The 11831-nt window shown below is 64.2% G+C and carries 14 protein-coding genes; 7 read left to right on the plus strand and 7 right to left on the minus strand.

What is annotated here, in order from left to right:
- Positions 1-254 precede the first annotated feature (254 nt).
- Genes ACSFBE_RS09655 through ACSFBE_RS09675 form a run of 5 tightly spaced genes read left to right on the plus strand, consistent with a single transcriptional unit; the run spans position 255 to position 3931 of the window.
- Positions 255-785: a hypothetical protein gene (locus tag ACSFBE_RS09655; RefSeq protein WP_435490157.1), complete on the plus strand. Its 531-nt coding sequence runs from the start codon at positions 255-257 to the stop codon at positions 783-785.
- 3 nt (positions 786-788) lie between these two features.
- Complete coding sequence (locus ACSFBE_RS09660; RefSeq protein WP_435490158.1) at positions 789-938, plus strand: hypothetical protein; 150 nt, start codon at positions 789-791, stop codon at positions 936-938.
- Positions 935-1642, plus strand: coding sequence for a hypothetical protein (locus tag ACSFBE_RS09665; RefSeq protein ID WP_435490159.1), 708 nt, complete (start codon positions 935-937; stop codon positions 1640-1642). The genes ACSFBE_RS09660 and ACSFBE_RS09665 overlap by 4 nt, the downstream gene beginning before the upstream one ends.
- A 5-nt stretch (positions 1643-1647) precedes the next feature.
- Positions 1648-3339: a hypothetical protein gene (locus tag ACSFBE_RS09670; RefSeq protein ID WP_435490160.1), complete on the plus strand. Its 1692-nt coding sequence runs from the start codon at positions 1648-1650 to the stop codon at positions 3337-3339.
- A gap of 49 nt (positions 3340-3388) precedes the next feature.
- Positions 3389-3931 carry a hypothetical protein gene (locus ACSFBE_RS09675; RefSeq protein ID WP_435490161.1) on the plus strand — a complete coding sequence of 181 codons (543 nt, stop codon included), beginning with the start codon at positions 3389-3391 and terminating at the stop codon, positions 3929-3931.
- 117 nt (positions 3932-4048) lie between these two features.
- On the opposite strand, the gene ACSFBE_RS09680 is transcribed toward ACSFBE_RS09675, so the two are convergent.
- From ACSFBE_RS09680 to ACSFBE_RS09710, 7 genes are read right to left on the minus strand one after another with little or no spacing between them, the layout of a single operon-like run.
- Positions 4049-4525 (minus strand): molybdenum cofactor biosynthesis protein MoaE, encoded by a 477-nt coding sequence (locus tag ACSFBE_RS09680; RefSeq protein ID WP_435490162.1) that lies wholly within the window; start codon positions 4523-4525, stop codon positions 4049-4051.
- A 1-nt stretch (position 4526) separates the two neighbouring features.
- Positions 4527-4775, minus strand: coding sequence for a MoaD/ThiS family protein (locus ACSFBE_RS09685; protein WP_435490163.1), 249 nt, complete (start codon positions 4773-4775; stop codon positions 4527-4529).
- A 12-nt stretch (positions 4776-4787) separates the two neighbouring features.
- Entirely contained in the window at positions 4788-6035 is a 1248-nt protein-coding gene (locus ACSFBE_RS09690; protein WP_435490164.1) for a molybdopterin molybdotransferase MoeA, read from the minus strand.
- Positions 6019-6573, minus strand: a complete 555-nt coding sequence (mobB, locus tag ACSFBE_RS09695) for a molybdopterin-guanine dinucleotide biosynthesis protein B (RefSeq protein ID WP_435490165.1) — start codon at positions 6571-6573, stop codon at positions 6019-6021. The genes ACSFBE_RS09690 and mobB overlap by 17 nt, the downstream gene beginning before the upstream one ends.
- A gap of 16 nt (positions 6574-6589) precedes the next feature.
- Positions 6590-8020: a threonine synthase gene (gene thrC / locus ACSFBE_RS09700; RefSeq protein ID WP_435490166.1), complete on the minus strand. Its 1431-nt coding sequence runs from the start codon at positions 8018-8020 to the stop codon at positions 6590-6592.
- Positions 8020-9345, minus strand: coding sequence for a homoserine dehydrogenase (locus ACSFBE_RS09705; protein WP_435490167.1), 1326 nt, complete (start codon positions 9343-9345; stop codon positions 8020-8022). Before ACSFBE_RS09705 ends, thrC begins: the two co-directional genes overlap by 1 nt.
- A 50-nt stretch (positions 9346-9395) precedes the next feature.
- Positions 9396-10619, minus strand: a complete 1224-nt coding sequence (locus tag ACSFBE_RS09710; RefSeq protein ID WP_435490168.1) for a pyridoxal phosphate-dependent aminotransferase — start codon at positions 10617-10619, stop codon at positions 9396-9398.
- Positions 10620-10686: 67 nt separating this feature from the next.
- Here ACSFBE_RS09710 and ACSFBE_RS09715 point away from each other — a divergent pair, with 67 nt between their 5' ends.
- Both ACSFBE_RS09715 and ACSFBE_RS09720 read left to right on the plus strand, forming a co-directional pair.
- Positions 10687-11073 (plus strand): Mth938-like domain-containing protein, encoded by a 387-nt coding sequence (locus tag ACSFBE_RS09715; protein ID WP_435490169.1) that lies wholly within the window; start codon positions 10687-10689, stop codon positions 11071-11073.
- Positions 11074-11196: 123 nt separating this feature from the next.
- Positions 11197-11673 (plus strand): peroxiredoxin, encoded by a 477-nt coding sequence (locus ACSFBE_RS09720; RefSeq protein WP_435490170.1) that lies wholly within the window; start codon positions 11197-11199, stop codon positions 11671-11673.
- Positions 11674-11831 lie beyond the last annotated feature (158 nt).

Here is an 11831-nt window from a genome sequence, read left to right on the forward strand (position 1 = left end):
CCTGGCTCGCCTCTGCCGAATAAGATCGGGCAGCGTAAAAAACAAAGCGCACGTGTGACCGGGGAGGCCGCACAACCATGATCTTTCAAAGACTCACTTTCCCAATCCTTTCGGCATTGGCGCTAGGTGCCTGCGTCCACGTCCCGCCGACCCCACTCAAAGCGACGGCGCCCACAACGCTGTCCGCAGGACCCTATCGTCCCCACTCGTTGGACGAGTACCCCGATCTCACGCCAGATGAAATAGGACGGCGAATGCTCAAGCTGATCGACAGCCTCACATCCTTCGACGAGCTGTCTTTGGAGCGAATTCAGGAGGTGATGCGGTTGCCTCTGCACAAAATGCCATCAGGGTCGTCGCACGCATTCGGAATGCATTTGCCAGCGCCGGATTGGTACTACGTCTTCTCCTACTATGACCATCCCCAATTGTCAGAGTCGAAGAACATTACCTATAAGTTCCTCGGCGAAAACGAAACTGTCGACATGGGCCCAGTCTGCGCCATGGACTACAACGTCTACGTGGCGGCTCTGCAGAGCATGGGCTTTCAGGAAAGGGAGGACATGGCCCAGTACGACGCCCTTCATCTCCCGTTGCGTCGCGACGAGCGAACAGGGCAGATTGAGGATCGACCGCCTCAATTCCGGCGTCTGCCCACTTATTTTTTCACGCGTAACAACGTTGTGGTGCAGATCGTGCGCCGACGCGAGGCCGATGCTCCTGACGAGAAACTGCGTCACGCCTGCGCGGAATCGATCAGCGTCCGTCGATACGGCAAGGATTAACCGATGGCCAACCCCAATTTGCGACTGCAAGCGGCTCTCTCCCAATTCTCCGCCCAACCCGGCTTCACTCCCGCGCATGAAGCACAACTGCGTGCGGCCGTCGCCAGTGATGCCCGCTTGCTGGAGCGCCTGAACCAGGACGCATCCCGATGATTGCCCGCAAGCTCATATTGACGATGCTTGCAGCACTGGCCCTGAGCGCGTGCGTCCAGGCCCCGCCCACCTCATTCAAAGAGACCACGCCCATGACCATGTCTGCAGGAACCTACCGTCCTCATACGTTGGACGAATACCCTGATTTCACGCCAGAAGAAATGGGACGGCGAATGCTCAAGCTGATCGACAGCCTCACATCCTTCGACGAGTTGTCGTTGGCGAGGGTTCAGGAGGTGATGCGGTTGCCTCTTCACGAAATGCCATCAGGGACATCGCACGCTTTCGGAATGCATTTGCCAGCGTCGGATTGGTACTACGTCTTCGACTATGACGACAACCCTCGAGATCCGGACTATAAGGGCGTCACCTATCGATTCAACAACAAGAAGGAGCCTGCAGACATGGGGCCAGTCTGCGCCATGGACTACGACGCCTATGTGACGGCACTGAAGAACATGGGTTTCCAGGAACGGGAGGACTTGGCGCAGTACGACGCCTTACATCCCTATCCGCGCCCTAACGAGCAAACAGGGCTGTTAGAGCCCTCGCCTCCTCAATTCCGACGCCTGCCCGTTTATTTCTTTACGCGCAACGACGTTGTAGTGCAGATCATGCGTCGACGCGAAGCCGACTTTCCTAACGAAAAGCTGCATCACGCCTGCGTAGAGAAGATTGATGTCCGCCGCTTCGGCAAAGGATAAAGGCCATGACCGACCTCAATCCCCAACTGGAGATAGCCCTCTCCCAATTCGCTTCCCAACCCGGTGTTACGCCCGCGCAGGAAGCACAGTTGCGTGCCACCGCCGCCAGCGATGCCCGGTTGCTGGAACGCCTCAACCAGGACGCTGCCGACGGCCACCTCAGGGGCTTTGCCTTGTCGCCGGGCGGCGGCAAATCGAATCTGACGGGCACCTATGAGAAGGCCTCCGGCGTCGTCGCCCTGCCGGCCAGCAGCTTCACCCCTACCGGCACCGCCACCAGTGCAGACTTGAGCGCAACGCTGCGCTTGCAGGACATGTCGCTGCGCTTTGCCCACAGCGACTACGACGATCCCGTCAGCAAGCTCCGCCGCCCGATCACGCAGGAAATGCTGAACAACCTGCAGTCGACCCTCAATGGCTCGCCAACACTGGCGCAGGAGATGAAGAAGGCGGTCACGCCACCGGGGCCGGGGCAGGAAGCGCCCTTGGAGCACTTTGCGCCGCTCAGGGGCACGGTGGCCGGCGGCACTTACAACGGCGACACCAAGACCATGAGCTTGCCGCCGAGCAGTTTGGCGGTACCTGCGTCTCGATTCAATTCGGTCGACATGACCTTCGTGCTGGGCCATGAAACCCAGCATGCCTTCAACCATGCCGGCATGACTGCGGCCAACCAGTCCTTCAGCACCGAAGCCCGGCAGATCGCCCAGAGCAATAGCCTTGCGCACGACTACACCGGACCCATCGGCAAGCTGACTCAGGCTTCGCGCGAGGATGAGGCCAGCGCGCAGATTGCGGGATGGAATGCGTTGTTGAGCCGGCAGCAGCAGATCGCGCCAACGGCTGGACTCGATTACATGCTGAAAACCAAGAGTTCCAGGGTTTTCGATTTCGTCGAATTCAACGAATCGACCAACTCCGCTCACCCCCGCCCCGGCCTGACCTTCAACCCCGACGCCACGCTGTCGCCAACCCCCGCCAACATTGCCGCAGCGGGTCTGTATTACTTCGACAAGCCGCCCAAGGGCACACCCGGCGTACCGGAGAACCAAACCACCGGCATTGGCTTCCACGGCGACTCCGACTACCGAAACTACTACGGTACCCATGCAGTCGGCCGCGCCATCGACATGGAGCGAGACTTCGCCCAGCCCGTCAACGGCCAAAAGCCGAACATGCAGATCGACATGTCACGCCTGGGGCTGCGCGAAGACTTGATGGAGCGCAACGGCATCACCATCGGAAAAGACCCCGGCACGCCGCAGCCTTACTACGACACCAGCCAGTTGCCACCGGCGCCGCATCATTTCGATCACACCAACACTCCGCCAGGCACGCCCAACAGCCATCAACACGTGCCGGTGATTCCCGGCCCCGTGGGACCGTCCCCGACGAAATCCGGCGACCCGCATGACCAGGAAGCTGCCCCTTCTCCTGGCGCGCCACACGCGCAGCGGGAGCTCTCGCCCACAGCCGACTTCTCCGCCTATCTGGACCGCATGCTCGCGGCCGCGCAGTCGGGCGACGACGCGTCCTTCCGCAAGATGACCCAGACCCTGGCCGATCTACCACCCGGGCACGAGGTGCGTGCCGAAGCGGTCGCGACCGTCGACCGGCAGGAGCAATGGGCCGCACAGCAGCAAGCCCAACTGCAGCAAGCCGCGCAGCAGGTCAGTGGCCCCGTCATGCGCATGTGACACCCAGGATCAAATCGCCATTGCATCGAACGGGAGCGAAAGGGAAGAAATGAACGAAGAAAAGAGCATGGTATTGGTCAGCAAGATTGCAGCGCTTGTCGAGCAATTCGACCGTCGCTGCGAGCACACCAGCGGACAGTTGCAGCAGCTCGCGCAGCAGGTGCCGGGCATGGTGCGGCAGTCGGCCGACGCGCATTTGCGCCGCATTCCCGACGAGGTGATGGGCAGCGTCCGATCCGGAATCGAGCGGCCCGTCGCCGCCTACGAACAGCGTTTGCGCGAGGCGGGCGAGCAGTTGCAGCGAGCATCGACTGCACTCACCACACAACTGCTGCGCGCTGAAACGCTGCACAAGCATTTGGTCTGGAAAGTTGCCGGTATCACACTGGGCAGCTTGGTGCTTCTTCTGGCAGGCGGAGGATGGTTGTCCTGGCACTACTACGAGGAGATTCGAAAAAGCCAGTTGTCCGCCGATCTACTGAGGGCCTACAACCAGGCAGATGTCACGCTATGCGATGGCCGCTTGTGCGCCAAGGTAGGCAAAAGGGACAGGGCTAAGTATGGCGAATATGTTCAGGTCGAGTCCCGCTGAACCGTCGGCGTTGGCTTCAGCCGGAAAGTCACAGCCGCGTGCAGCAACACGGGCGGCAAGCGGGTGAGGCAAGGCGAAGGCGGTGCACCGCCGATCGGCTGATCGGCCCGCTGCAATTCACGCGTTGCCGGCCTGGATGCCCCAGCGCTTCAGCGCGTCATCGTCCGCGACGCGCGCATCGACCCAACGGGCGCCTTCGGGCGTCCGTTCCTTTTTCCAGAACGGCGCCTGGGTCTTGAGGTAGTCCATCAGGAATTCGCAGGCCTGGAAGCTCTGGCCACGGTGCGCCGAGACCACCGCCACCATCATGATCTGGTCGAGCGGCTGCAGCAGGCCGACGCGGTGCACCACGCGCGCGCCGAGGATGTCGAAGCGGCGGTGCGCCTCGTCGATCATGGCCTCGATGGCCTTCTCGGTCATGCCGGGGTAGTGCTCCAGCTCCATCGACGACACCTCGCTGCCATCGTTGCGGTCACGCACCGTGCCGATGAAGCTGCAGACCGCACCGACGCGCGTATCGCCGGCGCGCAGCACGGCGATCTCCTGCTGCAGGTCGAAGTCGTCGGTCTGGATGGAAACGCGGGGGCCTGCCATATCAGCCGCCCGTCACTGGGGGAAAGAATGCCACCTCGCTGCCGTCGTGCAGCGCCGCCGACTCCGGGCGCATGACCTGGTCCATCGCCATGCGAACGGCCTTGCCCCGCGCCAGCGCGCCGGCATGCGGGCCGCCGCGTGCGATCAGCTCGTCACGCAGGTCAGCCAGGGTGGCGGCCTGCGTCTGGATGGTTTCGCCACTGCCCAAGGCTTCGCGCACCGAGGCGAAATAGCGGATGTCGATCTTCATGATCAAAGACTCTCAGGCCAGCAGGGAAGCGAAGGAAATGAACTGCACGGTGTCGCCCTTTTTGAAAGGCTGACCGGCCGGCGTGTCGATCACGCCGTCGCCCCAGACGGCCGAGGTGAGCACGCCTGAACTCTGATTGGGGAACAGGTCGAGCCCGCCCATTGCATTACGACGCGCACGCAGGAACTCGCGGCGGCGATCGGCGCGCGGCCAGTCGAAGTCTGCGCGCATCGCGACCGGCGCCGGTGCCACCCGCGTCGCGCCCTGCAACGTGAGCAGGAAGGGCCGAACCAGCAGCAGGAAGGTGAGGAAGCTGGACACCGGGTTGCCGGGCAGCCCGGTCACGTGCGCATTGCCGATACGGCCGTACGCGAAGGGCTTGCCGGGCTTCATCGAAAGCGACCACAGCTGCAATTCGCCGAGCGCCTCGACGGCCGCCTTGATGTGGTCTTCTTCGCCCACCGACACGCCGCCGGTGGTGACGATCAGGTCGTTGTGTTCGGCCGCGGTGCGCAGCGCGTCGATGGTGGCGTCGCGCCGATCGGGCACGATGCCCAGGTCGCTCACGTCGCAGCCCAGGCGCGTCAGCAAGGCGCGCATGAAGAAGCGGTTGGAGTTGTAGATGGCGCCGGGCTTCATGGCCTCGGGGGCGACCTCGCCCGGCATGACCAGTTCGTCGCCGGTGGACAGCAGCACGACGCGCGGCCGGCGCGCGACCTGCAGGCGGTCGAAGCCGATGCTGGCCGCCAGGCCCAGCGCGGCGGGCGTGAGGCGCTCGCCGCGCGCCAGCACGACATCGCCGGCGGCCACGTCCTCGCCGGCACGGCGGATCCACTGGCCGGCGGCCGGCACGGTGTCGATGCGCACACGGCCGAGCGAACCTTCTTCGGGCAGCGTGCCGGTGTCCTCCTGCATGACGACCGCATCGGCGCCTTCGGGTATCTGCGCGCCGGTGAAGATGCGTGCCGCGGTGCCGGCCGCCAGCGGTGTGCCGACGCTGCCGGCGGGGATGCGCTGAGCCACGGTCAGCACCTCCCCCACGGTGGCGCAGTCGGCCGCCCGGACGGCATAGCCATCCATCGAACTGTTGTCGCGCGGCGGCACGGTGAGGCCGGAGACCACATCCTGCGCCAGCACGCGGCCGTCGGCCTCGAAGGTCGACACGCTCTCGGCCTCCAGCCGCGGCGTCGCCTTGGCAAGCAAGCTCGCCAGGGCCTCGTCGAGCGGCATCAGCAGAGCGCGTTCAGAGGGTCGGGACATGGTCATCGGCTCGGTAGACGAAACGATCGGCATTGTCGAGCAGCCACTGCCCGAGCGCATCGACGTCGTCGAGATCGAACACCGGGATCAGGGTCGGACGCGGCAGCGCGTGCGGGCGGTCGGTGGCCAAGGCCACGATGAAGGGATCGTCGCCATACTGGGCTGGCCGCGGCGGCTCGCCCGGCACCGGTTCGCGCCAGATCTCGACCTTCAGCAGATCGCTGTGCTTGAAGCCTTCGACCAATACCCAGTCGACACCGTCGTAGAGCTCGGCAATCAGGTGGTGCACCGACAGCTGGGCCGGCTGCTCGAACTCACGCATCAGCGCCAGCCGCTTGTCGGAGGCCACCACCACCTCGAAGGCCCCGGCCTCGCGGTGGCGATAGGTGTCCTTGCCCGGGTGGTCGATGTCGAACTTGTGGTGCGCATGCTTGACCACCGACACGCGCTGGCCCTGCAGCCGGAGCACGGGGATCAATCGTTCGACCAGCGTGGTCTTGCCTGCGCCGGAATAACCGGCAAAGCCGATGACGTTCATGCGGTGGTCGGCGCGGTCATTCGTCGCAATGCTGCGCGATGTAGGCCTTCACGGCTTCCGCGTCAGCTGGGAGCTTGACGACGCGCTTGGGCAGCATCTCGATGCCTTCGAACTTCGCCGGGCGGTCGGGCTGATGCCCGAGCGCCTCCACGATGGTGGCGGCGAACTTGATCGGCAGCGCGGTCTCCAGCACGATCATCGGCACGCCCGGCACGAGGTGCTCGCGCGCTGCCTTCAGGCCGTCGGCGGTGTGGGTGTCGACCACCACCGCGAAACGCTTGTCGGTGTCGCGGATGGTGACCAGGCGATCGGCGTGCGTGCTGCGGCTGCTGACGAAGCCGAAGCGCGTGGCGGCTTGCGCGAAGACTGGGTCGGCGCTCAGGTCGAAGCGGCCGCCGCGAGCGAGCGCGTCCTGGAACAGCGCGCGGGTACGGGCACCGTCGCGGCCCAGCAGGTCGAACACGAAACGCTCGAAGTTGCTGGCCTTGCTGATGTCCATCGACGGGCTCGATGTCTCGTGCGTGTCGGCCGCCGCGCGCACGCGGTAGACGCCGGTGCGGAAGAACTCGTCGAGCACGTCGTTCTCGTTGGTGGCGACCACCAGCGTGCGGATCGGCAGGCCCATCATGCGGGCCACGTGGCCGGCGCAGACGTTGCCGAAGTTGCCAGAGGGCACGGTGAAGCTGACCTGCTCAGGTGTCGCCTGGACGCGACCCGAGGTCGCTTGAAAATACCCGGCGAAGTAATAGACGACCTGCGCCAGCAAGCGCGCCCAGTTGATGGAGTTGACCGTGCCGATCTTGTACTTGCGCTTGAAGCCGAGGTCGTTCGACACCGCCTTCACGATGTCCTGGCAGTCGTCGAACACGCCGGCGACGGCGATGTTGTGGATGTTCGGGTCCTGCAGGCTGAACATCTGCGCCTGCTGGAACGGGCTCATGCGCCCCTCCGGCGAGGTCATGAAGACGCGCACGCCCTTCTTGCCGCGCATGGCGTATTCGGCTGCGCTGCCGGTATCGCCGCTGGTCGCGCCCAGAATGTTGAGCTTCTCGCCGCGGCGGCCCAGTTCGTACTCGAACAGGTTGCCGAGCAACTGCATCGCCATGTCCTTGAAGGCGAGTGTCGGGCCGTTCGACAGGCCTTCGAGGTACACGCCGTCTTCCAGCTCGCGCAGCGGCACGATCTCGTCGCTGCCGAAGACTTCGGCGGTGTACGTCTTGGCGCACAGCGCCTTCAGCTCTTCGGCAGGGATGTCGTCGATGTAGAGCGAGAGGATCTCGAAGGCCAGTTCGGCATAGGGCAGCGTGCGCCACTTCGCGAGCAGGGCCGCATCGACCTGCGGATAGTGCTCGGGCAGGTACAGGCCGCCATCGGGCGCGAGGCCCTCGAGCAGGATGTCGCAGAAGCGGCGGCGGTCGGGGTGACCACGGGTGGACAGGTAGCGCATCAGGACAGCTCTTCCTTGCGGATGCGCACGATCGGTGCCAGCACCGTCGGCAGCGCCTGGAGCTGTGCCATCGCGTCGTCGAGCGTGCCTTCGCGCGTGTCGTGCGTGAGGATGATGAGGTCGGTCTGCGTGGAGCCTTCGCCGCCGATCTCGTCGGCTTCGCGCTGCAGCACGGCGTCGATGCTGATGCCTGCGTCGGCCAGCAGGCCGGTGACCTTGGCGAGCACGCCGGCCTCGTCGGCCACGCGCAGGCGCAGGTAGTAGCTGGTGACCACCTCGCGCATCGCAACGACCTTCAGATCGTCGCTCATCGCGTTGGGGTGGAAGGCCAGATGCGGCACGCGGTGGGCCGCGTCAGCGGTGTGCAGGCGCGTGATGTCGACCAGGTCGGCGATGACGGCGCTGGCGGTCGGCTCGCTGCCGGCGCCCTTGCCGTAGTAGAGCGTGGTGCCCACGGCATCGCCGTGCACCACCACCGCGTTCATCGCGCCTTCGACATTGGCGAGCAGGCGCTTGGCCGGCACCAGGGCCGGATGCACCCGCAGTTCGACGCCGCCGGCGGCACGGCGCGTGATGCCCAGCAGCTTGATGCGATAGCCCAGTTGCTCGGCGTACTTGATGTCCTGCGCGGCCAGCTGGGTGATGCCTTCCACGTGCGCCTTGTCGAACTGCACCGGAATGCCGAACGCGATGGCGCTCATCAGCGTGAGCTTGTGGGCGGCGTCGACGCCTTCGATGTCGAAGGTCGGGTCGGCTTCGGCATAGCCCAGGCGCTGCGCCTCCTTCAGCACGGTGGCAAAGTCCGAGCCCTTGTCGCGCATCTCGGACAGGATGAAGTTGGTGGTGCCGTTGATGATGCCGGCGATCCACTGGATGCTGTTGGCGGTGAGGCCTTCGCGCAGCGCCTTGATGATCGGGATGCCACCGGCCACGGCCGCTTCGAAGGCGACCATCACGCCCTTCTGCTGGGCCGCCGCGAAGATCTCGGTGCCGTGCACTGCGAGCAGCGCCTTGTTGGCGGTCACCACGTGCTTGCCGGCCGCAATGGCTTCGAGCACGAGGTCCTTTGCGATGCCATAGCCGCCGATCAGTTCGACGACGATCTCGATGTCCGGGTTGGCGATGATCTGGCGCGGATCGGCAAACACTTCGGCCGCGTCACCCACGAGCGCCCGGGCCTTGGCGACATCGCGACGTGAAACTGCGACGATCTCGATGCCGCGGCCGGCACGGCGTTTGATTTCGGCTTGATTGCGGCGCAGCACTTCGAACACGCCGCTGCCGACGGTGCCGATGCCGAGCAGGCCTACTTGGATGGGTTTCATTCTTTGGAGAGTCAGGTCAGGAAAGCGTCTGTGCCCGGTGGGACACAGCGTCAGGCGTTGTAGTTGCGATAGCGCTCAAGGAATTTTGCGATGCGGCCGATGGCCTCGCGCAGGTCGTCCTCATGCGGCAGAAACACGATACGGAAATGCTGTTGGTCCGGGAAGTTGAAGCCCGAGCCCTGCACCAGCATCACGCGTGTTTCGCGCAGTACCTGCATGAAGAAATCCCGGTCGTCCGAGATCGGGTACATCACGGGATCGAGCTTCGGGAACATGTAGAGCGCGGCCTCGGGCTTCACGCAGGTCACGCCGGGGATGGCCGTGATGAGCTCGTAGGCGAGATCACGCTGGCGGCGCAGGCGGCCACCCGGCTTCACCAGGTCGTTGATGCTCTGGTAGCCGCCGAGCGCGGTCTGGATCGCCCACTGGCCCGGCACGTTGGAGCCGAGCTTCAGGTTGGCCAGCATGTTCAGGCCTTCGATGTAGTCGGCCGCGTTGGCCTTTGGGCCCGACACGATCATCCAGCCCGCACGGTAGCCGCACGAACGGTAGGCCTTCGACAGCGAATTGAAGGTGAGCGTGAGTACGTCGGTCGACAGGCTCGCCATGGCGGTGTGCTTGGCGTCCTCGTAGAGCACCTTGTCGTAGACCTCGTCGACCAGCAGCACCAAGTGGTGCTCGCGCGCGATCGCGACCATGCCGCGCAGCAGTTCGTCGGGGTAAAGCACGCCCGTCGGGTTGTTCGGGTTGATCACGACGATGCCGCGCGTGCGCGGCGTGATCTTGGCGCGGATGTCGGCCAGGCTCGGCAGCCAGTGGTTGTCTTCTTCGCAGAGGTAGTGCACCGGCTTGCCGCCCGACAGCGAGACCGCGGCGGTCCAGAGCGGGTAGTCCGGCATCGGCACCAGCAGTTCGTCGCCATCGTCGAGCAGCGCATTGGTCGCCATCACGATGAGCTCGCTCGCACCGTTGCCCAGGTAGATATCGTCGAGCGTCACGCCCTCGATGCCCTGCTGCTGCGTGTAGTGCATCACCGCCTTGCGCGCGGCGAAGATGCCCTTGCTGTCCGAATAGCCGGCCGAATCCGGCAGGTTGCGGATCATGTCCTGCTGAATTTCCTCGGGCGCATCGAAGCCGAACGGCGCCATGTTGCCGATGTTCAACTTGATGATCTTCTGGCCGTCCTCTTCCATCTGGCGGGCGGCATCGACGATCGGCCCGCGCACGTCGTAGAGCACATTGGCCAGCTTGGCCGATTTCTTGAGCTGCTTCAAAGTCCCTCCGGGGCGTGCCTACATAGGGGAAAACCTATAATTTGACCACAGTTCCCCCAGCGCGCCGATGAAGCTCCAGCCCGATAGACCCGACGTTCAGACCCTCACCGCACACGGCCCGGGCTGGGTCGCCATCAACAACGAGCGCGTCGAGCAGAGCGTGGTGCTCGGGTCGCGCGGCGAGCGTTTCGTCTGGGACTGCACGCGCTTCGAAGACCTTGGCCCCGAACACTTCGCCCAATTGGCGGGCCTCGGTGCCGAAACGGTGATCTTCGGCAGCGGCACACGGATCCGGTTTCCGCAACCCGCGTGGCTGCGCCCGCTGATCGCGCAACGTACCGGCCTCGAGACGATGGACACCGCTGCGGCCTGTCGCACCTACAACATCCTGGCCGCCGAAGGACGGCACGTCCTGGCGGCGCTGGTCGTCGAGCGCCCGAACGCTGGCGATTAGAGGCCATTTCGCGCTAAAATCGCAGGTTGCGAACCGGCGATCCGCCCTCAGTGAGCAACGACCAATCCTCCAACGCTCCGGCTGCAGCCGTGCGATTGGAACCCAACGGAGAAAACAAGTTTCATGGCGATCGTTGTCAACAAACCCATCCCCGAATTCGAGTCCAACGCCACCGGCGGCCTGAAGGTCTCGAACACCTCGCACCTCGGGCACGTGCTGGTGATGTACTTCTACCCGAAGGACAACACGCCCGGCTGCACGACCGAAGCGATGCAATTCCGCGATCGTTACAAGGATTTCGTGAAGGCCGGTGCCACCGTGTTCGGCGTGTCGCGCGACAACATGAAGTCGCACGACGAATTCAAGGCCAAGCTCGAGTTGCCCTTCGAACTCATCGCTGACACGGAGGAAAAGATGTGTCACATGTTCGGCGTGGTCAAGAACAAGATCATGTACGGCAAGAAGGTCAAGGGCATCGAGCGCAGCACTTTCCTGATCGGCGCAGACGGCGTGCTGAAGGCCGAATGGCGTGGCCTCAAGGTGCCTGGCCATGTGGACGACGTCCTCAAGGCCGTGAAGGCCCTCAAGAAGGAAGCCTGAGCAGCCATTTGCGTGCGGTTACGCACAGGCCTGTTGGCGAAGCACCACGCACGCCTGACGCGACACACGCAATGTGCATAATGGGTTCATGCCGTTGAGCTCCACGACCGCATCCATCGAACAAAGCCGCCCGGGTCTTCAGGCGGCTTTTTCGTTTT

Source organism: Variovorax sucrosi (genome assembly GCF_051216635.1).
Taxonomy (GTDB): Bacteria; Pseudomonadota; Gammaproteobacteria; order Burkholderiales; family Burkholderiaceae_C; genus Variovorax.

What these genes read in the sequence shown, in the direction of transcription:
- ACSFBE_RS09720 (WP_435490170.1), top strand. Translation starts at nt 11,197, where the DNA reads ATGGCGATCGTTGTCAACAAACCCATCCCCGAATTCGAGTCCAACGCC.
- mobB (WP_435490165.1), bottom strand. Translation starts at nt 6,573, where the DNA reads ATGAACGTCATCGGCTTTGCCGGTTATTCCGGCGCAGGCAAGACCACG.
- thrC (WP_435490166.1), bottom strand. Translation starts at nt 8,020, where the DNA reads ATGCGCTACCTGTCCACCCGTGGTCACCCCGACCGCCGCCGCTTCTGC.
- ACSFBE_RS09680 (WP_435490162.1), bottom strand. Translation starts at nt 4,525, where the DNA reads ATGGCAGGCCCCCGCGTTTCCATCCAGACCGACGACTTCGACCTGCAG.
- ACSFBE_RS09675 (WP_435490161.1), top strand. Translation starts at nt 3,389, where the DNA reads ATGAACGAAGAAAAGAGCATGGTATTGGTCAGCAAGATTGCAGCGCTT.
- ACSFBE_RS09705 (WP_435490167.1), bottom strand. Translation starts at nt 9,345, where the DNA reads ATGAAACCCATCCAAGTAGGCCTGCTCGGCATCGGCACCGTCGGCAGC.
- ACSFBE_RS09655 (WP_435490157.1), top strand. Translation starts at nt 255, where the DNA reads ATGCTCAAGCTGATCGACAGCCTCACATCCTTCGACGAGCTGTCTTTG.
- ACSFBE_RS09670 (WP_435490160.1), top strand. Translation starts at nt 1,648, where the DNA reads ATGACCGACCTCAATCCCCAACTGGAGATAGCCCTCTCCCAATTCGCT.
- ACSFBE_RS09690 (WP_435490164.1), bottom strand. Translation starts at nt 6,035, where the DNA reads ATGTCCCGACCCTCTGAACGCGCTCTGCTGATGCCGCTCGACGAGGCC.
- ACSFBE_RS09665 (WP_435490159.1), top strand. Translation starts at nt 935, where the DNA reads ATGATTGCCCGCAAGCTCATATTGACGATGCTTGCAGCACTGGCCCTG.
- ACSFBE_RS09685 (WP_435490163.1), bottom strand. Translation starts at nt 4,775, where the DNA reads ATGAAGATCGACATCCGCTATTTCGCCTCGGTGCGCGAAGCCTTGGGC.
- ACSFBE_RS09660 (WP_435490158.1), top strand. Translation starts at nt 789, where the DNA reads ATGGCCAACCCCAATTTGCGACTGCAAGCGGCTCTCTCCCAATTCTCC.
- ACSFBE_RS09715 (WP_435490169.1), top strand. Translation starts at nt 10,687, where the DNA reads ATGAAGCTCCAGCCCGATAGACCCGACGTTCAGACCCTCACCGCACAC.